The organism is Paenisporosarcina sp. P4_B8 (assembly GCF_056402175.1).
The window spans coordinates 188105-208972 of sequence record NZ_JBFUHX010000001.1; the positions used below are offsets into that span (position 1 = coordinate 188105).

The 20868-nt window shown below is 41.1% G+C and carries 14 protein-coding genes and 1 tRNA gene; 9 read left to right on the forward strand and 6 right to left on the reverse strand.

What is annotated here, in order from left to right; all coding sequences use genetic code 11:
* Positions 1-64: 64 nt before the first annotated feature.
* Complete coding sequence (locus AC1DSK_RS00940) at positions 65-811, forward strand: threonine/serine exporter family protein (RefSeq protein ID WP_016428378.1); 747 nt, start codon at positions 65-67, stop codon at positions 809-811.
* Positions 812-821: 10 nt separating this feature from the next.
* Positions 822-1280 carry a threonine/serine exporter family protein gene (locus AC1DSK_RS00945; RefSeq protein WP_477546201.1) on the forward strand — a complete coding sequence of 153 codons (459 nt, stop codon included), beginning with the start codon at positions 822-824 and terminating at the stop codon, positions 1278-1280.
* 62 nt (positions 1281-1342) lie between these two features.
* On the opposite strand, the gene AC1DSK_RS00950 is transcribed toward AC1DSK_RS00945, so the two are convergent.
* Complete coding sequence (locus tag AC1DSK_RS00950; RefSeq protein ID WP_477546202.1) at positions 1343-3352, reverse strand: EAL domain-containing protein; 2010 nt, start codon at positions 3350-3352, stop codon at positions 1343-1345.
* Between the two features lie 214 nt (positions 3353-3566).
* Between AC1DSK_RS00950 and AC1DSK_RS00955 the strand changes: the two genes are divergently transcribed.
* The 3 genes from AC1DSK_RS00955 to AC1DSK_RS00965 all read left to right on the forward strand — a co-directional run bounded on the left by AC1DSK_RS00955 (position 3567) and on the right by AC1DSK_RS00965 (position 8239).
* Positions 3567-4466, forward strand: coding sequence for a DMT family transporter (locus AC1DSK_RS00955; protein WP_477546203.1), 900 nt, complete (start codon positions 3567-3569; stop codon positions 4464-4466).
* Between the two features lie 226 nt (positions 4467-4692).
* A complete protein-coding gene (locus tag AC1DSK_RS00960) occupies positions 4693-6435 on the forward strand; it encodes an ABC transporter ATP-binding protein (RefSeq protein ID WP_477546204.1) in 1743 nt (580 codons plus the stop codon).
* Positions 6416-8239, forward strand: a complete 1824-nt coding sequence (locus AC1DSK_RS00965) for an ABC transporter ATP-binding protein (protein WP_477546205.1) — start codon at positions 6416-6418, stop codon at positions 8237-8239. The genes AC1DSK_RS00960 and AC1DSK_RS00965 overlap by 20 nt, the downstream gene beginning before the upstream one ends.
* A 267-nt stretch (positions 8240-8506) precedes the next feature.
* On the opposite strand, the gene AC1DSK_RS00970 is transcribed toward AC1DSK_RS00965, so the two are convergent.
* Positions 8507-9589: an acyltransferase family protein gene (locus tag AC1DSK_RS00970; protein ID WP_477546206.1), complete on the reverse strand. Its 1083-nt coding sequence runs from the start codon at positions 9587-9589 to the stop codon at positions 8507-8509.
* 122 nt (positions 9590-9711) lie between these two features.
* On the opposite strand from AC1DSK_RS00970, the gene AC1DSK_RS00975 reads away from it, so the two are divergent.
* Positions 9712-10584: a GNAT family N-acetyltransferase gene (locus AC1DSK_RS00975; protein WP_477546207.1), complete on the forward strand. Its 873-nt coding sequence runs from the start codon at positions 9712-9714 to the stop codon at positions 10582-10584.
* Between the two features lie 56 nt (positions 10585-10640).
* Here the strand turns inward: AC1DSK_RS00975 and AC1DSK_RS00980 are convergent, their stop codons facing one another.
* Together AC1DSK_RS00980 and helD are read right to left on the reverse strand one after the other, a co-directional pair.
* Entirely contained in the window at positions 10641-11828 is a 1188-nt protein-coding gene (locus AC1DSK_RS00980) for a GTP-binding protein (RefSeq protein WP_477546208.1), read from the reverse strand.
* Between the two features lie 129 nt (positions 11829-11957).
* Positions 11958-14198, reverse strand: coding sequence for an RNA polymerase recycling motor HelD (gene helD, locus AC1DSK_RS00985; protein WP_477546209.1), 2241 nt, complete (start codon positions 14196-14198; stop codon positions 11958-11960).
* Positions 14199-14584: 386 nt separating this feature from the next.
* Here helD and kynA point away from each other — a divergent pair, with 386 nt between their 5' ends.
* Positions 14585-15445, forward strand: coding sequence for a tryptophan 2,3-dioxygenase (gene kynA, locus AC1DSK_RS00990; protein WP_477546210.1), 861 nt, complete (start codon positions 14585-14587; stop codon positions 15443-15445).
* Positions 15446-15457: 12 nt separating this feature from the next.
* Positions 15458-16183 (forward strand): glycerophosphodiester phosphodiesterase, encoded by a 726-nt coding sequence (locus tag AC1DSK_RS00995; protein ID WP_477546211.1) that lies wholly within the window; start codon positions 15458-15460, stop codon positions 16181-16183.
* Positions 16184-16260: 77 nt separating this feature from the next.
* Here AC1DSK_RS00995 and AC1DSK_RS01000 read toward each other — a convergent pair whose 3' ends face one another.
* The gene (locus AC1DSK_RS01000; protein ID WP_477546212.1) at positions 16261-19290 is read right to left on the reverse strand and encodes a S8 family serine peptidase; all 3030 of its coding nucleotides are present in this window, start codon (positions 19288-19290) and stop codon (positions 16261-16263) included.
* A gap of 202 nt (positions 19291-19492) precedes the next feature.
* Complete coding sequence (locus tag AC1DSK_RS01005; RefSeq protein WP_477546213.1) at positions 19493-20524, reverse strand: DUF2804 domain-containing protein; 1032 nt, start codon at positions 20522-20524, stop codon at positions 19493-19495.
* Positions 20525-20600: 76 nt separating this feature from the next.
* Here AC1DSK_RS01005 and AC1DSK_RS01010 point away from each other — a divergent pair.
* Positions 20601-20673, forward strand: a tRNA-Ala gene (locus tag AC1DSK_RS01010).
* The last annotated feature ends 195 nt before the right edge of the window (positions 20674-20868 follow it).

Genomic DNA, 20868 nt, shown 5'->3' on the forward strand with positions numbered 1-20868 from the left:
GTTTTTTACTGCACATTTCGTTAAGATTGTGCAAAGGTGATAAGTGAAAGGAGTGGGCAAAGACGTGCTAAATGAGAAGAATGATTTGGCAATAGATTGTTGCCTGCTTGCGGGTCGACTAATGATTGAGAGTGGTGCGGAAACGTATCGGGTTGAAGATACAATGACCCGTATGGCGATTTCACAAGGTCTGATAGGGACCCAAAGCTTCGTCACACCAACAGGAATCATGTTTTCGCTTGGAAAAGATGGCTCGACACGGTTGATGACCATTCGGGACAGGGTGACAGATTTAGAGAAAATAGCACTTGTGAATCAAGTATCAAGAAAACTGGCCACCACTGAACTGACTATCGAAGAAGCATATGAAGAATTACAACGAGTTGCCAGTGCCAACTTAATGTTCCCTTTTCTATTACAGTTTATAGCAGCTGCAGTTGCGAGCGGGTGTTTTCTTATCCTGTTCGATGGTGTCGTGAAAGATGTTCCGGCAGCGACCATTGCAGGTGGAATGGGGTTCGTTGTGGTCACACTAATACATGAATTGACCCGTGTTAAGTTTTTCGCGGAATTCATTGCTGCCTCAATCGTTGGAACCCTGGCTTTTTTAGCGGTTCTGCTGCAAGTTGGGGAAGACTTGAACACAATCATTATCAGTGGTGTCATGCCATTGGTACCAGGATTGCTCATTACAAATGCAGTACGCGATCTTATGGCCGGGCATTTTGTTTCCGGGGTATCAAAAGGTGCAGAAGCATTGTTGACAGCATTCGCAATTGGTGCAGGCGTTGCACTCGTACTATCATTTTAGGAGGGGTGTCATGATTTGGATCATTAAAGCGGTGTTAAGTTTTATTATCGCAATGTCGTTTGCCATTATATTTAATGCCCCTAGAAAAAAACTAGTTGCTGCCGGCTTAGTAGGGATGTGCGGTTGGGTAATTTACAGTGGTTTTACAATGGTTTCAGGTGATGCAATTCAAGCATCCTTTGCAGGAGCTTTTATCGTAGCGCTGGCATCACATATTTTATCTAAACGTTTCCGTATGCCGATGATCATTTTCAGTGTACCGGGCATCATTTTACTCGTTCCCGGAGGACTTGCATACAATGCGATGCGCAACATTGTGGAAAATGACTATTTAACCGCCATCTCTTACGCTTCCAAAGCATTTATGACATCAGGTGCAATCGCAATGGGTTTGGTGTTTGCTGAAGTTTTGATGCAGTTGATATTTAGGTATTTAAGTAGAAAAAAGGCGGCTTCTCAAAATGTTTGAGAAACCGTCTTTTTTATGTCTGAGCAAGGTGTCAAGCTAAACAGGCACTTTGCGCTTTTATTTCATAAATTTTCAATTTCGCCAGCAGATACAGGATGACTGATATAGAAACCTTGAATGGCGTCACAGCCGAGTTTTGTCAATAAATCCTGTTGTTCTTTTGTCTCAACACCTTCAGCCAAGACGCGTATCTCCATCGATTTTCCAAATTGAATCATGCCGTGTACTAGTTTTTGCAATTTCTCTTGTTTCGTAATGGACGCGATAAATGATTGATCGATTTTAAGTTCGGTAATCGGTAGCATCTGCATATAACGGAAAGACGCATAGCCTGTCCCGAAATCATCGAGAACAAACCTGATGCCCTCACTTTGAAGCTGATGCATTTGGCGGATGATGGATTGTTCCGATTCCGCTTCCAGTGCAAACTTCTCAGTAATCTCAATTTGCAGTAGATGAGCAGGACAGCCAAATTTCTCTAATGTCTGTCTAACTTGCTTTACCATGTTTTTATCACGGAATTCGCGAATGGAAGAGTTTACACTCACTTTCATCGGCTTGCCGTTTTTTGCCCAAAGTGCGGCTTGCTCGCATGCCTTCTCCAACATAAAGCTCCCAATATCATGAATCATGCCTGTCTCTTCTGCAACTGGAATGAGATCGTTTGGTGTAACGGTTCCTAGTACAGCGTCTTCCCAACGAACCAGTGCTTCCACTGCATCAATCTTGCCAGTCTTTAAATCAACTTGTGGTTGATACATAACAGTTAAATCTTTATGGTGCAACGCCTCAATCAAACGTTTTTCAATCATGGCCTTTCGGCTTAACGCGACATGATTGGCTTTTGAAAGGCTGACGATATTTCCTCCGCCTTCTTGCTTCACCTTATGGATGGTCGCACTAGACGCTCTCATCATATGTAAAAATGTTGATTGATCTTCTGGGTATCTCGTAATCCCGCCACTGATTGAAATCGGGATAGCTTTGTTGCGAATGTAAATCGGATGCTGCTTCAAGTAACTTAAGAAACCTTGAATAAACCAATCACTCAAAGGCGTCAACACTACAAATTCATCTTCACCCACGCGTGCGATATCACTATCCTGGAAATACATTTTCAGGCGTTTTGCAAATTCCAGTAATAGAGTGGTTTCAGACTCTTCATCGTGCATGTCTCTCAATGTGTAAAACTTATCGATATCTAAAAAGATGAAAGAAAAGTGACGTTCTTCTGCAATAAGTCCGGACACGATATTTTCAAGACGATGGCGATTCATTAATCCTGTCTCTGAATCCACATAAGCAATTTGCTCAAGATGCAATTGCAGGCGTTTTTTATCCGTGATATCTTTTTCCAAAATGGCAAAGTACATAGGCTCATCATTCGTCGCCAAAACAGGGATGGCCGTCATATCTACCCAGTATGTTTCTCCATCTTTAGTCAGTTTTTCAACAGACCCTTGCCAAACGCGGTTGCTATTCAGGGTGTACCATATTGGGTTGACCGATTTCTCAGCTGACTCTTCGGGGAAAAGCTGCCAAAATGACTTACCAATAATACGTTTTGGCGTCCATTTACTTGTTTTCAAAAACAATGTATTTGCATATGTAATTAGCCCATCTGGGTCCAAATAAGTGAGCATAAAGGTTTCATCGATTCCCACTTTAAAGCTAGCTAATTCTTGTGTACTTGATGTTTGATCCATTGTTGGAACATTATTAACTTCAAATAAGAACATGACGCATTGTTCATTATCGATTGTCATTGAATTTAAAACAGCCGAAACATGAACAGCTTTGCCATGTTTTGAATGAATAATGAAATTTTCAAAACGAATTGGATTCTCACTTTGAACCACTTGACCCCACGTTGATTTATGTATGGCTGAACGGTTTTCTTCGAAAAAAGGATAGAATTTTCCAACGATTTCGTCCGCAGTAAAACCAAATATTCTCTCAGCTTCTTTGCTCCACCAAAGTACCGTTGCGTCACTCGCAGTCAGTATCATCGGAAAAGGAACATGGTCCAATATACTGCTACCATTTTCCAATACTTGTTGCATACCTTTCATTTCGCAGGACTCCTTGTTTTTAAACTAATATCTCCTATTATAGAGAAGTCTTGGCATCAAGTCATCAAAATAAATAATGTTTTATTCTGAAAAATAAAGGAAAATTCAAGGAGAATTATTGGAGGTGGAAATGAAATGTTCGCAAGTTTTTCATTGAATTCAACTTGAACAATAGTAAGATGAAAAGTAGACTTGTAGATAAAGAGGTGAGTAAATGATTCGCGCAAAAGGAATCGTATTAATTATTACCGGAGCCATGTTATGGGGAGCAACGGGTCCATTGATGGAATGGATATTATCGAACTCAATGCTGACTGTTCCGTTTATGTTGACGATTCGGCTACTTGTTGCAGGAGTTGCTTTGCTCGCTTTTCTAAAATTAACAGGAAATCAATTAAGACCAATTTGGCGACAGCCATATTGGGTTAAGCGATTGATTATCTTCTCCATTTTCGGCATGCTAGGGGTTCAATATTCATTTGTAGCAGCAATTGAATCAAGCAATGCGGTAGTTGCGACGTTGCTTCAATTTTTAGCACCGATTTTTGTGGTTATATTTGTATCATGGAGTATGAAGAAATGGCCACCGAAATATCAGTTGATTGGAATTGCCGGAACGTTGATCGGCTTATTCTTCTTATTGACGAATGGTTCATTCACCAAATTACTGTTAAGCCCGGAAGCGTTGGCATGGGGAGTCGCTGTAGGCCTGAGCTTTGCATTTTATACGTTATATCCCGGTGCCCTAATGAAAGAATGGGGTGTTTTGCTGGTGGTTGGTTGGTCGATGCTGATCGGCGGTCTGGTACTGGGAAGTGTAAGTCGCGTTTGGCAATCCGACGAATGGGCTTTATTATTGGATTGGAAATTGTCCGTTCTTTTATTGACAGTCATCGTTATAGGCACAGTTGCTTTCATTTTATTTTTGAGCAGTATGAAATACATAAGTGCGATAGAGACCAGTATTTTATCAAGCATGGAGCCACTTACTGCGATGATTATCTCTGTCATTTGGCTGCAACAAGTGTTAGGGAAATGGCAGCTGATGGGGGCTCTCATCATGCTGATTTGTGTCACGTGGCTATCGATTGCTGGAGATCGGAACAAGAAATAAGTTTGCTAGAATATCATCTATCCTTTTGGGGATAGGTGATTTTTTTTGTCCTTGGACGAGTGTCAATTCGGGGTGATTCCAACTAAGCAACCGCTCACCCAAAAATCGTATCCAACAGAGAACATTTCATCACAATGAATGATACCTTTTACTCATTCATTGTGGCATAATAGTGAACAATCAGATAATTAATTCGTTTAACGAAGAAGTTTCAGGGGGGCATCTAGTGAAAACCGTATTTTCTTATGTCAGACCATATAAATGGCCAATTGCCATTGCGCTTTTCCTCATGCTAATCGAGCTTTCTGTCGAGCTTGTACAGCCACTCATTATAGCCAAAATAATCGACGATGGCATTATGCAAGGTGATCAGTCTGTTATTTGGACGTGGGGAGGAGTCATGATGCTCATGGCTTTCGTCGCTTTCTTGTCTGGCGCGACAAACTCTTTCTTTGCGTCGCATGCATCACAAAGTTTTGCTTTTGATGTCCGCAGTGCTTTATTCAAGCAAGTACAGCAGTTTACAGTTGCGACGTTTACGAAGTTCCCGACTGCTGGCTTAATCACGAGGCTTACAAGTGATGTCACCATGGTGCAAAACGTACTCTTTATGAGTTTGCGTATTATGTTGAGGGCGCCTTTACTCGTACTCGGCAGTGTCATTATGGCGTTTATCGTCAATGCCTACCTCGCGATGTTCCTTGTAATCGGGGCACCATTCCTACTGATTTTTCTCTATATTATGGTGAAAAAAGGGGTCAGTTTTTTTGCACTTGTGCAAGTTCGACTCGACCGCGTGAACCGTGTCCTACAGGAAAACCTCCAGGCAGTACGGTTGGTTAAAGCATATTTGCGCGGTACGTTCGAGTCTTCTCGTTTTGAAAAAGTGTCGAACCTCCTCAAAATGGATACAGTGAAAGCACTTCGCATTATGGAAATCATTCTTCCACTTCTTCTACTCGTCATGAACATCAGTTTGCTGGCAGTTCTTTGGTTTGGTGCACGTGAAATTCAATCGAACAATGCCCAAATTGGCGAGTTGGTCGCAATCGTCAACTACGCAATGCGTATGACGGGGGCTTTCTCGATGTTCGCCTTTATTATCATGGCATTTGCCCGTGCGAAAGCTTCTGCAGAACGCATGGAAGAAGTGTTACTGGTCAATGAAGGGCTGGAACGCGATGAAGAAACAGGTAAAATGCATGAAGCCCTTAAAGGTGAAATTAGTTTCAAAAACGTGACGTTCAGCTACCCGAATTCTTCTGAACTAGTGCTGAACAATATTACATTTGATGTGAAATCTGGCGAGAAATTGGCCATCATGGGAGCTACCGGCGCCGGTAAATCCACTTTGATGCAACTCATCCCGCGCTTTTTTGAAGTAACCTCGGGTTCCATTACAGTTGACGGGAAAGACGTTAACAAATGGCCGTTGGATCAATTACGACAAGCCATAGGGCTCGTTCCCCAGCAGTCACTGTTGTTTACGGGAAGCATTTATCAAAACTTGGCATGGGGCAAAGTCGAAGCATCAACAGAAGAATTGGAACAAGCTGCCAAGCAAGCGCAAATTCATTCTTCTGTTGAACAGTTCGCGAAAGGCTATGATACGCGTGTTGGTCAAAAAGGTGTAAATTTGTCCGGCGGTCAAAAACAAAGACTGTCCATCGCACGTGCGTTGGTCCGAAAGCCAGAAATTCTTCTGTTGGATGACAGCACTAGTGCGCTGGATGTGAAAACCGAAGCATTGCTTTGGGAAGCATTGGATAAAGAAGAAGCAACCATGCTCGTCATTACGCAAAAAATCCGTACTGCAAAAGGCGCAGACCGTGTCCTTTTACTCGACAATGGACGGATTGCTGCTTATGGCTCTCATCAGGAACTGATCGAAACGTCCGAATTATACCGTCAAATTGCGGAGTCGCAACAAGAACAGGAGGTGGAAGTAAATGCGACAGATGTTAACTAAACCATTTGGCTACGAGCCGGTTCTGACGAAAGAAGATATTACCCCTGTCAAAAAGAAAAAAGGAGAACGGGCAGGGGACTGGCAAGGTGTATTGAAGCGAATTTGGCACCTCGTGGATGAACAACGTGCACTATTGATTACGGTTTTGTTGCTCGTCGTTGTCAGTTCCACTCTAGCTTTAGTTGGGCCTTATTTACTTGGGAAAATTATCGATGAGTATATCGTGCCAGGTCAATTTGCAGGTATGCAAAACATGATGATGTGGTTGATAGGTATTTATTTCTTCCTCTCGGTGTCGATGTTTTTCCAGAACTATTGGATGATCGGCGTTGCGCAACAAACCATTTATCGGATGCGAACGAATCTCTTCTCCCATTTTCAAAAGTTGCCTGTATCTTTCTTTGATAAACGTCAGCATGGTGAACTCATGAGCCGTGTGACGAACGACATTGAAAACGTCAGTGCCACTTTAAATAGTTCATTTATTCAAGTGTTCTCGAGTATTTTAACGCTAACCGGAACCGTCATTGTCATGCTGACGTTAAGTCCTTTACTGACATTGCTGACCATGACAATCATTCCGGTCATGTTTTTCTCCATGAGATGGATTACAAGACGAACAGGGATACTATTCAAACAGCAACAACAGGCAGTTGGGGAATTGAACGGCATGATTGAAGAAACAATCTCGGGTCAGCGAATCGTCAAAGCTTTCTCGCAGGAGGAACGCGTCACTGATGAGTTCATTGTAAAAAGTGAACGCCTACGCCATACCGGATTTTGGGCGTTGACTTATTCAGGTTTCATCCCGAAAGTAATGAACATGTTGAACAATGCCAGCTTTGCCATCGTTGCGGGTGTTGGCGGCTTGCTTGCCCTGAACGGTCACGTATCGATTGGTACTATCGTAATTTTTTCTGAATATGCGCGTCAGTTTACCCGCCCCTTGAATGACCTGGCGAATCAATTTAATACCGTCCTTTCTGCAATTGCCGGAGCGGAGCGGGTATTCGCCATTATTGATGAACCGATTGAAAAAGATGAAGCCACGACTCAATTAGATACTGTGTTAAAAGGAAAAGTCGAGTTCGATCGTGTCTCCTTTAAATATGAACAATCAGATGCTGAACATACGATTCGTGATGTCAGTTTTATCCTGAATCCTGGAGAAACAGCCGCATTGGTCGGTGCAACAGGTGCAGGAAAAACGACCATCATGCAGCTACTGGCCCGTTTTTACGAAACGAATGATGGTCAAATACGGATTGATGATATCCCGATTGACCAATTGGCTCGCCAAACATTGCGCAGTCAAATTGCATTTGTCTTGCAAGATCCATTTTTATTCGAGGCTACAGTAAAAGATAACATCCGTTACGGCCGATTGAATGCAACGGATGAAGAATTGATAGAAGCTGCCAAACAAGCAAATGCACATGACTTCATCATTAAGTTACCAGAAGGATACAACACGGTCCTGACTGCAGATGGAGGGGAAATCAGTCAAGGCCAGAAACAATTGCTGTCAATTGCACGCGCTCTGGTAGCGGACCCCGTCATTTTGCTGTTGGATGAAGCAACTAGCAGCATCGATACAGTGACCGAAATGAAAATCCAGGAAGCACTGGAACGATTGATGGAAGGCCGGACGAGTTTTGTTATCGCTCATCGATTGAATACCGTCAGAAAGGCAGACGTTGTCTATGTAATGGATCAAGGACAACTCGTTGAATCTGGAAGTCAACAAGAGCTCGTGACCCAAAAAGGGCTGTATTACAACATGTTGACGGAATCGCACATATAAAAACATTTAAATTTGGTCTCGTTGAATGGAATTATGTTTTGAAAGCATTGTAGTCACCTTAAGTATGTATTTTTTAAAAAAAGGAAAGGAATCCGAGCCACTCCCGCGGAAATACGGATGGCGAAAGCCCCGCAGACCTTTAGGTCGAGGAGATTGAGGCGTTCGTCCGCAGGAAAGGGCTCAGATTCGTCTGAATTTTAGTTTAAATGAAAAAGACTGCAGATAAACTCAAAATTAATGAGTTTGTCTACAGTCTGAGCTGAGCCTCTAGTATTGAGGCTCAGCTTCTTTTAATTTCACTGGTTTAGCAGCTAGGCGTTTTTTCGGAGAAAAACCGCCTAGGAACAATCTGCCGTAAGGGACCAGTTTTTGAATGAGTATTGATGCAACAATCGGTACCAGCAATCCAAATGCCGTAAATCCAATGATTCCGTAATTGAAGTAATCATTCAATACGATATCTGTGAAAATGTGGAGATACATAATAGAAATTGAGTGCTTTTCAATTTGTTGCAGCCACTTCAATGACATGTGGGAAGTAACCCATTGAAATAATCCGACAAAAAATAGTGTCATGGAAATCGGAATGACTAAATCCAAAACCGCATGTTCATAGCGCAGGAACTTCATACTCAAGTGATAATCGATTACGCCGAACCAATCGAGCGAAACGGCGGAAACCGTTCCGATAAACCCTGAAATCAACCAAGGCTTCGTAATATTCATCCAAATATTCTTCATATAATATCCAAGTGCAAAATAGACAACCGCCATTAGTGCTACGTCGATATTCCAAATCATGGGAATGGTTTGAGAAGCTTTATCAGGCGCACCACCAATTACTTGCATCGCAAACAAACTTTCCAAATGAGCGATTAAGTAGAAGACAGCTAAAATCACAATCTGTTTCATACGATTGAAGTATTTTGTCATCCATAAGAAGAACAAATACGTAAAGAACAACGTTGTTACAAACCAGAAAACTCCATAAGCACCACGTGCAAATCGTCCTCCAATTACAAGTGTCCAAATATCATTCAAATACCATGATATATCCATGTTTCCTGAACCGATTTCCATTCCATAGCGAATGACCGTAATCGTTACAAGGAAAAACAAATATGGTACGATTAATTGCATAAAACGTTTATGAATGGCTTGTTTTAAAAGCCCTTTTTCCAGAACAGGTTTAAAAAACATCCCGCTTAAAATAAAGAAGGCAGGCATGTGGAACCAATATATATACTTCCCAAGAGGGAAATCAAGTTGCCCTGGGTAATGGCCGATTACGACAAGAATCATTAAAAATCCTTTTGTCACGTCCACCCAGGATAATCGTTTCTTATCCATGATTTAACTCCTCCATAAAATCAAACTGTCGCTATTATATAACCGATTGTGGGAGGAAATAAACAGTTGTTACCATAATGAAACACGTTAGTCACAACAATGAAAGAAAGGTGGAAATACTTGTGGATATTGCCATATTGACAGTTTCGTTCCCTTTAGATGTAGAAACATCGAGTGAAATACAGGGACTCCTGCGTGCAAATGAAGAAATAGAAGGCGCCAATTACGACCAAGTCTTAAATATTCCCGTCATGACGGATCCAGTAACTAAAGGCTTTGCAGTGCTTGCATATGCAGAAGACGATGTGGTCGGAGTTGTTTCGGCCATTGATATGATTGGTATTCACTCCTATGAATGGAGTGGACTGGTCCACCCGGAATATCGCAGACAAGGGCTCGGGCAGGCGTTGATAAAAGAATTGCAACATAATTTGGAAGTACGGGGCGCTGAAGGTGAGCTTGCATTGAATATGAAAGAATCCCAAGCCGGTGCAGCTTTTCTGCAACACGCAGGCTATGAGTGGAACTTCTCTGAAGCGACGTTGAAAGCAGACGTGAATTCAGCAGAAGAAAATCCTGCGGTGGATGTCGTACCATTAACGGATGAAACTCAGGAACTTACACGTATTTTAATGAATGCATTTGGCGATACACAAGATGAAGTGCAAACATTGCTGGATTACAATGCATCAAACCCTTCACGACATGTTTTTGTAGCGAAGCAACAGGAGCAAGTCGTCGGTACTTTAACACTTGTGGAAGATGGAAAAACTCTTTGGGTAACTGCGTTGGCTACAGATTCCGAAAGACAAGGTCAAGGCATTGGTTCCGCATTGTTGGCATTTTCACAAGCAGAAGGAAAGCGAAGAAATTGTGAATTCGTTAAGCTCGATGTGGAAATTGACAACGACAAAGCATTATCGGTTTATAAAAAAGCAGGTTTTAAACCAGTATTGCAAGTTGATTATTACGTGAAAAACCCCATTGCAAATTAAGTTGCAGTGGGGTTTTTCTGTTTATTAGTAACATTATTTTGAATAGAGCCCCTGCATTAATTAGCAGCCACAAAAGGTGGTAATGGGTCTGCAAATGTGGACCAATCACTAGTCATTTCTTCATCTGTCAGCAAACAGGAATCCAGCTGTGCTCCAATATTCTCACGGTCCATATCGAGACCAATCCAAACCATTTCCGTTTGTCGATCTCCATGTTTTTCGTCCCATCTTGAAGCAACAGATTCATCATCTTGTATGATCATTCTTTGTTCAGCTCTCGGAAGAGAAGCAATCCAATATCCAGCTCCTTGGAATTGAAGGGAATTGCCTGCTTGTGACAGTAATCCAGCCATTTTATTACGTGTGGCCAGCCAGAAAAATCCTTTAGAGCGGACAATTTCCTGTGGGAATGCGCTTAACCAAGCATGCCATCTTTCGGGGTGAAAAGGACGTTTTCGTTTGTAAACAAATGAAGTGATTCCGTATTCTTCAGTCTCTGGTACATGTTCTTCATTTAACTCCTTAATCCATCCTGCTGATTGACTGGCTTGCTCGAAGTCAAATAATCGTTGATCCAAAAGCATTGAAGGGTGAACATCACCTTTTTTAATTGGGATTAAAATGGCGTCGGGATTCATTTTCTTCAGGAATGATTGGAACGCAAGTACATATTCTTCAGTCACCAAGTCAGTTTTACTGATCAAAATAATATTGGCAAATTCAATTTGGTCAATCAATAAATCGGATACGTCACGGACATCGTGTTCATCATCCGTTTGTTTGCGTTCAAACAAAGAGTCGCCGCTTTCGTAATCACTCCAGAAACGGAAGGCATCCACCACTGTAACCATGGCATCTAAGCGACAATACAGAGAAAGATCAATTCCCACTTCTTCATCGATATATGTAAAAGTCTGTGCAACTGGAATCGGCTCTGAAATACCTGTCGATTCAATTACGATGTAATCGATATCGCCTTGTTTCGCCAATATTTCCACTTCAATCATTAAGTCTTCACGCAGGGTACAGCAAATGCAGCCATTTGTCAGCTCCACCAATTTTTCTTCCGTACGTGAAAAACCTCCGTCCTGAATCAGTTGAGAATCAATATTAATCTCGCTCATATCATTGACAATTACCGCGATTTTCTTTCCCTCTTTATTAGCAAGTAAGTGATTCAATACAGTTGTCTTGCCCGCGCCAAGATACCCACTTAACACGGTAACCGGAATTTGAGTTTGCATATGTTCGCTCCTTCATGATTTAATGTAAATAGTAATGATTACGATTTAAACAATACATGGAATTGTCAAATGATGCAAGAGGAAAAGAAAAAACGTTTCTCCTGGGTAAGAGAAACGTCAGAATAGATTTCACGATTTAGTTGATGTAGCGGGCAATAAAAAATGTTCCCGATTTGGTCCGACTAAATGTAGCTCATGCATAGGGCGAGTCATCGCGACATACAAAAGCTTGCGGTCGATTGCATGTTCGCGGAACGGGTTGTCAAACGCCACAACGATAACTGCATCGAACTCAAGCCCTTTTGCTAGATGGCTCGGCACAATGAGTAGCTTTTCCTGGTGTATATCCGAATGATCACTCAGCAACTGAATCTCAAGGAAATCATCAAGGTGCTTCGCAACAGCTTTTGCCTCTGCCGTCGTTTTGCAGATAAGAGCAATCGAACGATGACCACGACTTCGGACTTCGTCCATTAAAGTGACAATCCGATTGCCATCAATCATCTTCATTTCGTGGAACTGCGGATCGATGCCATGACGGACGACGGGTTCCACCAATGGTAAGTCTTCGTCCATCTGCATCAAAATACTATTTGCCATTTCCATGATTTCAATTGTTGTTCGATAGCTTTTTTGCAAAGTCGTGTAAGTGGCACGGGGGAATAATTCAATAATCGGCTCCCAGGAAGTGAGGGCACGGTAACTATGAATGCCTTGAGCCAAATCTCCAACCATTGTAAACATATCCGTCTCCAAGCCCTCTTTGAGGGCGGCCAGTTGAAATACGCTGTAATCCTGGACCTCATCAATGAAGACGACACGCATTTTCCACTTGTCCGAAATGCCTTTTATCTTGGCGTGCATGTAATAAAGWGGTGCCAAGTCTTCTATTTCCCATGACTCCATCGAATGGCTTCGCAGAAACGCGTCTTTCTGTTCCGCTGTCCAAAGTGTGGCATGTTCGTTTATTAACTTCCCATTTGTGACGAACTCACGATACATATTTTTGATGTTGGCTTTTTTAAAACGTTTCATGTAAACATTGGCCGTGGTCTTGGATTCTTTTTCGATTAATGGAATTCGGCGATCGCGCTCATCGATGAATTTTGTCACTTCCGCTTTGCGTTTTGCATCATCACGAACGACCAACGCTTTATCAAGGGCATCTTCGTATTTCTTGTTTAATACATTCAGGATTTCTTTTTTCTTTTGTCGCACATGCGATTGCAAGATCGTCTTGATTCGTTCCAACCGTTTTTCTAGTGGCATATAGGCAAAATCGGATAAGAATAATTTTCTTAATTTCGAACCACGCATAATGCAGTATTTCTCAATATATAAATCTTCGAATTGGTTGGCTATCAATTTTTCATATTCATATAGAAAGGCGTCTACTAACAGTGTATAGGAAAGAGAGCCTTTCATCTGAGATATCCAAAGCATCATTTCATCAGGGTTTTCTTGTTCAGTTAATGCTGAAAGCTTCAAATTCACATCTTTAAGTTTCACTTTTATACCAGTGGCGTTCAAGACATATTCAGTGTAAGTTGTCTGGCATATTTGACCGACACCGAGCTCAGGTAATACATCTGCTATGTAGTCCATAAACAGTTTTGATGGGGCTAAAATCATTAACTTTTCGGCTGGGAAATGTTCGCCCATCGTATAGAGGAAATACGAAATTCGATGCAATGCAATGGTCGTTTTTCCACTGCCTGCCGCGCCTTGCACAATAATGGGTTGCTTTAAATGAGCACGAATAATTTCATTTTGTTCAGCTTGAATGGTCGACACAATTTCAGTCAAGCGAACATCTGCTTTACCTGAAAGTGCTTCTTGTAAAAGCTCATCATTGGTCGTTAAATCGATGTCGCGTACGGACTGCAATTCGCCTTTTTCAATGTTGTATTGGCGTTTTGAAAATAGGTGACCGGTAAAAGTGTCTTCCCGTACATCGTATTCGATATCCCCGAGTCGCCCATCGTAATACACATTCGCCACTGGCGAACGCCAGTCTACAATAATCGGTTCCTGCGTTTCCCTATGAAATAAAGAAGTTTTTCCGATGTACAGCATTTCGCTGTCTGCACCGTCTTTTTGGAAATGAATGCGTGCGAAATAAGGTTTTTGCTGAATGGCTTCTAGTCCTTCTTTTTGAGAGCGGGCCATTTCGAAAAACCGTGCGTTAGTTAAAATGTTCATGTAGCTTAAACTGGAATCCAAATAATCTAAATCAGCCATTGCGTGACGTATATTTTCCTGTGCTGATTTCACATCACGTTTCGATTCGTCGAGTAACTGTTGCATATAGTGTTTAGTGTAGGTCAGGCGCTCTTGCTCTTGCTCAAAATCAGGATGTTTCTGTGTCATACAGTCCTCCGATATGAAGATTTTGCGTCCTGCAAGTATGAAATGTCTAGCTTCATGCGCCAGCTCACTCCTAAGCTTGGGCCCACAGGATGTGGGTCATGAAGGCGTTGCGACACGATGTCGCGCAATTAGCCTTCCTTCCTAAACCTCAGACGAAATCAGGCTTTCGCATCGGTTCTTCCCGTGCTGGTGACGAGCTAAAAAGGCGCATTGCGCTTTTCCGAAGATGTTGGGGTTTGAAAACAGAATAGAATTGTACCATAGTTTGGTAATTCCATGCAATAAGAATTTTCAAAAAATTCGAGTAGTCTGTTAAAATAGCAAATCTCATGTCATAATACAACTAGATGAGTTGAGTGAAAGTAGAGCAATAAGGGGATTTTAATATGGATAAGAAACCAATGGAAAACGGTCAAAACCGCGCAGCACTTGGAGAAGCGGGACTACATACAGATTTTAAAGAAAACATGACGTACGGGGAGTACCTTCATCTCGATAAATTACTGACAGCGCAGGACGGTTTAACCGATCACCACGATGAACCATTATTTATTATGATTCATCAAGTTTCAGAGTTATGGATGAAGCTGATTTTGCATGAATTGCGTGCAGCCATTAAAAATATTGAAAATGACGATTTGCAACCAGCGTTCAAACAATTAGCGCGCGTATCGAAGATTCAGACGCAAATCATACAAGGGTGGGATGTACTGTCCACTTTGACACCTGCGGAATACATGGAGTTTCGTTCGTCACTTGGCAATGCAAGTGGTTTCCAGTCGTATCAATATCGTATGATTGAGTTTGCACTCGGCTATAAAACGAAGCATGTGCTGAAAATCTATGAAAAAGATGAAGCATTACTGAACACGTTGACAGATGCATTCCATCAACCAGGTTTATACGATGCGGCGATCAGAAAGCTGGCTCGTGCAGGTCTTCCTATTGATGAAGAAGTTCTTCTGCGAGATGTATCGACTCCTTATGAGCCAAACGACAGTGTATTGGAAGCATGGAAGACCGTCTACCGGGATGTCGATCAATACTGGGAACTCTATCAATTAGCGGAGAAGCTCGTGGATATCGAAGACTGGCTGCAACAGTGGCGTTTCCGACATATGAAAACAGTCGAACGAATCATTGGCTTTAAGATGGGGACAGGTGGTTCTTCAGGTGTGAATTACTTAAAAAAAGTGCTGGACCAATATTTCTTCCCGGAACTATGGACTTTACGTACAGAAATTTAAGGAGGTCGTCACATGAAGATTTATGCACATCGCGGTGCATCAGGCACGTTTCCTGAAAATACACTCGCTGCATTTGAAGAAGCGGCCAGACTCGATATTCATGGAGTAGAATTCGATGTCCATCTAACAAAAGATGGAGAACTAGTCGTAATTCATGACGAAACAATTGACCGTACGTCCAATGGTGTAGGGTATGTAAAAGACTTAACGTTAGCGGAACTGCGTGCTTTTGACTACGGTAGCTGGTTTGGAAGTGAATTTGCAGGACAAACGATTCCTACGTTGGAAGAAGTTTTAACGGTTTTCCAACATACACCGCATCACATCAATATCGAGCTGAAATCAGATATATTTCCATATGAAGGCATGGGGGAGAAAGTGCTGCACGTGATTGAAAAGATGGGAATGGCGGAAAGGGTCGTCGTCTCATCGTTTGATCACGAAGCAGTCCGTGATTTCAAGAAACTAGCTCCTCATATTGAAGTCGCCATATTGACTATGGAAGTACTGGTGGATGCATATGACTACGCACGTTTCGTTCCAGCGGACGCTCTGCATATATTCCTTCCAACTGCCCTTCGCAAAATGACGAAAGAGGCATTAGTAAAAGGAGCGATCATTCGCGTCTACACCGTGAATGATGTTGAGAATGCGATTGCTTTGCAGAAAATTGGTATACATGCGATTTTTACTGATTATCCAGAGAAAATGTTGCTAGCGGTCGGTAAAGGCTCTTGAAAAAGGGTTTTAGCGGTAAGAATAAAAGGGAATCTCCAGTGACATGGAGATTCCCTTTCGTATTTGTGCAAACAATTCTAGTATGCTTCTTCAATCGTAAAGAAATATTGATTGCCTAAAGAGTCTGTATATAGCAACCCGTAAGTGTTCACAGAGTCAACAGGGAACTTGGCATAGACTAAATTATTGATGCCATTTTTTAAGTTATATTCTTTTTCGTCGATTAAGTCGTTGTAGGAATCCCATACAAATAATTCAACTTTTACAGGAGCCTTTACAACAAGTGTCAATTTTAGATGCGTGTAGTAGGTAGAATAATTATCTGATGAAGAAAAAGTGTACTTGTGATCTACTAGCCAAATAGGCAGGTCATCATTTGTAATTTTTCCTAATACTGTTTGTTCGTTGCCTGAAGTATTGATGACTTTTATTTTATATATTAATTCGTCTGAATAGACCAGATCACCATTGTCATTATAACCATCCCATATAAAATGATTAATTCCTTTGTCAGTTTTCTTGTCGCTAATAATAGTCCGTATCTTGGTATTGCCGTCATAAATCTCTATTGTGACATTTGCTTGCTGAGATAATTTATAGAAGATTTCTGCTGTATCGTCATCAAAAAACTGAACAACAGTAGGATATTGAATTTCAATTTGCGTTAAAGCAATATTCATAATTCCTTTGTATGTCTGGGATAAGTTATATGCATCCACAATTGAAATTTTATAAGAGTACTGTCCGTCTGGAAGGATTGTTCCAGACTGGTCTTTTCCATCCCAAACGAATGATTGATTTCCTTGGGATTTGGAAACATTCTGCTCTATCGTGCTTACCAAATTATCATTCTTGAATAGTTGAATGGTGACGATGCCGGGCTTGCTTAGTTTATATGAAAAAGTTTGTTTTCCGTCACTTGTAAAAAAGTAACTTGCAGCGCCTTCAATAACGGGCTGATTCCAATCCTGAAAGGCGAAAGTTGCGGATTTCAAAGATGCTATATTTCCAGCACTGTCAAGAAGCTCGATTAATAAGTGGTAGTTTCCTTCAGCTACAAACTCTGAATTGTCATTTTTCCCATCCCAACTTAATGAATATGCTCCTTTTTTAATGGATTTCTCAGTATCAATTTTTCTGACTTTGACTCCATTATCATTTGCAACATAAGCGGTTAAAAATACGGCTTCACTCACATCGATTTTGCCCATGTTCAGCAAAGACCCATTTAACTTCATCAGTTCCGAAGACAAAGCTATTTTTCCTGTTGGAATTATTGTGTCCACGGTGATGCTGAACTTGCGAGAGGTGCCTTTTATTTTGTTGGCATCGACCAGTGACATCTCAAGGCTGTAAACTCCATCTTTTACTTGGTTACCTTCGCTGTCTTTCCCATCCCACTGAACAGTCCTTTGACCTCTAGAAACAGAGGAATTGTTTAAGATGATCTTAATGATCTTATCATTTTTATCTTTAATAAAGGCAGTAACTTTGGCATTCTTATTCAATTCGTAGGGAACAGTTAATTTTCCAGTAACAGTAGGGGAATAGTTGACTGATCCAGATAAATTAATAGATGGAACTATTTTATCAATTACTTTCAAAGTAGCAGATAAATGAAGGTTTTCACCATTGCCGCTTACTGCAGCTATTATTTTATAAGTACCGGTGGAAGCATACATGCCATTATCCATTCTTCCATCCCATGATGCCGAAAACTTCCCCCCGGACCAATCCTTATAGGAGACGAATTTTTTGATGGTGGTGCCTTTCGAGTTCTGAAGATACAACGAGATTTTTGAACCTTTAACACCTTCAAATGAAAAAGCGGTCTTATTTGATCCATTCATCGTAAATTTTGTAGAGGATAATTTGAGATTTGATATGGCTGAAGTAGTGAATTGAAGTGCCCGATATGCATCAACGCGACCATATCCATAAAAATTGTCCCAGCCTCTATGGTATAAATCGACTGAAGACTTAGTAAGGATTTTTTCTAGCTGATCAGAGGTTAACAAAGGATTTTTAGAAAGAACCAAAGCAGCAACTCCTGAAACAACGGGAGCCGCCATAGACGTCCCGTCCAATGCTCCATATTTACTTCCTGAAAGAGAAGAAAAAATACCTTCGCCAGGGGCAGCTAAATCAATATAACTTCCATAATTTGAGAACTCGGTAATTTCGTCATTCGAATCAGTGGCGCTAACCCCAATGACGCCATCAAGTGCAGCGGGATAAATCAATTCGTAACTTTTTTCATTACCTGCAGCCGCAATAATCAATACATCTTTTGCTTTTGCATATTGTATGGCGTAATCCATTGCGTAGGTATAGCTCCCACCTAGACTCAAATTGATGATATCAGCATGGTGGTCAGCGGCATAAATAATGGCTTCACCAACATCATAGCTACTCGCGGAATCCCCTGTAAAAACATTGATTGGCATGATTTTAATATTCGGGGCGACTCCGGCACCTCCCGAATTATTGAAGGATGCCGCTATAATGCCTGCAACATGTGTTGCATGGTCTCCAGAATAAAAGGAGGTTCCTCCGGTTACTGCATTATAAGGAGAGACAAATTTTCCTTTTAAATCAGGATGATTTGTTTGAACACCTTCATCAATTACAGCAACAATAACTCCAGAACTTCCTTTTGTTTGATCCCAAGCACTGGAGGCATGAATTTTCTTTAAATGCCATTGTTTTGAATACGATGGATCCTTTGGTCTAAACGTATTTTCCAATTGATAGTTTGGTTCAACAAATTCGACTTGTTCATGTTTCAATAATTCCTTCGCCACTGCGGATAAATCAGAGCTCTTTGGCGTTGAAACGAGGGCGAACTTTCCATTTACTTGTATCGAAAGTTCTTTTGCATTTACAGAGTCCAGAATTTGTTTCCTTTCGCTACCAGTAGCTGAAGCTTTGAAGTTTACAATTAATTGATTACTATAAAAGTCCTTGGAATCATCAAATAATGCCTCAATGTTGAATTTAGAAATTTTCGGTTCTACTTTTATTTCTTCAGCTCCGGCAAATTGTGCAGGCAGCCAAAAGAATATGTACGCAAATAAGAAAATCTTTAATTGTTTCTTAATATTCATCCTCCTTTAGATGAACTATTTTATGCTTAAGGACATGAGCCAATGTGGCATAAAAGTGAAAAGAAATGTTTTTAATTACAAAAATAAAAAAAGCACCATCAGCAAGAATCTCCTAAATAGGAAAAATGCTTGGATAGTGCAAAACATATATTTTTTTCTTGTACCATTATTGAGGAACAGAAGTGCTCTCCTCTTTTACTAATTACCACTTAGCTTTGTGTTCATCGATACTTCCTAGCAATTGTGTGATAGGTAGGCGAGAGCCATCGTCCAAATAAACGAAGCCGTGATAGTAACCGACTAATTGATGGATTTCTGATGTGACGAGACGAGCATTTATCTTCGCTTCACGTTTGAAAAATGGGGTAAATGTCAAATCGACATCACGTGAAAATTTCGACCGGATATGCCAAGGTTTCATATAATCGGTATCATCATAAGAAAAAATGACATCTTCCGAGATTTTTGACATGTGACCATCGACAAATACTGCGTTTTCCGTCATACCTGTTCCATCGGTCCATTTTCCGCCTAAGTTAAGGCCGATGCGCTGTTTGCCAACGCGTTGAGAGGCCATCGCCCAGTTCCACGAAGCTTTTCTTGACCAAACGCCGCGACCATAATCCAGCACGGCATAGCTATCTTCAGGAATAAATGAATAACGCTTGTCCCCAATTTTCACAAAACCGCGCGTCGGTAGAGTATGATGCTTGGCCGTATATTGAAAGAGTTGACGATTCCACGGAATGACAACATTCAAAGTATCGTCATTTTCAGGATGCTCAATATGTAAATCCGCATGGAGCAAATCACCATCAAAGTCGGGAATGGTAACCGTCATATGCGTTTCATTTTGCATATGGAACAACTGGACACTCATTTCATTATTTGAAAATTTCACAGTTTCAAGTACTTGATTCGGCATTTGTACACGTTGACCCAATGGAATCGTAATAGTCTTCTCAAAAAAGCGTTGAGTTTCATAATCCAGGAAATATACACAACAAACTGCTGCGTAATCCAAATGGCGAATGCTTGCTGAAAATAAAATATCTTCACCATACACACACCAGTAATTCCATTTTTTCTTGCGCATAAAATGTCCGGATAAATTACTATCGATTAACGGTTTTCGGGAAAAACCGATTGCTGCAGGGTTCAAATTTCCTTTCGAATCGCATAATGCAATGGGCGTAATAATTTCACGCTCTGCATGTTGTTGCACTTTTTGCATTTCGCCACCCTCTCGCCTCTTGTATCAACTAACTATCATGCTATATACTAATTATTGTACCAAATATTTTGATAAAGGGGTATTAGCTCAGCTGGGAGAGCGTCACGCTGGCAGTGTGAAGGTCGTCGGTTCGAACCCGATATACTCCATCTATAAAAACCACTCATATCAATGGATTGAGTGGTTTTTGTTTTGTTAAAATAACTACATATTGAAATTATTGTGGAGCTGTATTATTGATTTTGTAATCATAATAAGCTGTATTTTTATTGAAATGGTAAAAAAATTAATATTTGGACTTACTTAATCGAATCAGATTTAGTAAGTCTTTTTCATTGTTCATT

Bases quoted from the DNA above. Each gene is read 5' to 3' on its own strand.
- AC1DSK_RS00945 (WP_477546201.1), top strand. From the start codon at position 822: ATGATTTGGATCATTAAAGCGGTGTTAAGTTTTATTATCGCAATGTCG.
- AC1DSK_RS00950 (WP_477546202.1), bottom strand. From the start codon at position 3,352: ATGAAAGGTATGCAACAAGTATTGGAAAATGGTAGCAGTATATTGGAC.
- AC1DSK_RS00955 (WP_477546203.1), top strand. From the start codon at position 3,567: ATGATTCGCGCAAAAGGAATCGTATTAATTATTACCGGAGCCATGTTA.
- AC1DSK_RS00965 (WP_477546205.1), top strand. From the start codon at position 6,416: ATGCGACAGATGTTAACTAAACCATTTGGCTACGAGCCGGTTCTGACG.
- AC1DSK_RS00970 (WP_477546206.1), bottom strand. From the start codon at position 9,589: ATGGATAAGAAACGATTATCCTGGGTGGACGTGACAAAAGGATTTTTA.
- AC1DSK_RS00980 (WP_477546208.1), bottom strand. From the start codon at position 11,828: ATGCAAACTCAAATTCCGGTTACCGTGTTAAGTGGGTATCTTGGCGCG.
- kynA (WP_477546210.1), top strand. From the start codon at position 14,585: ATGGATAAGAAACCAATGGAAAACGGTCAAAACCGCGCAGCACTTGGA.
- AC1DSK_RS00995 (WP_477546211.1), top strand. From the start codon at position 15,458: ATGAAGATTTATGCACATCGCGGTGCATCAGGCACGTTTCCTGAAAAT.
- AC1DSK_RS01000 (WP_477546212.1), bottom strand. From the start codon at position 19,290: ATGAATATTAAGAAACAATTAAAGATTTTCTTATTTGCGTACATATTC.
- AC1DSK_RS01005 (WP_477546213.1), bottom strand. From the start codon at position 20,524: ATGCAAAAAGTGCAACAACATGCAGAGCGTGAAATTATTACGCCCATT.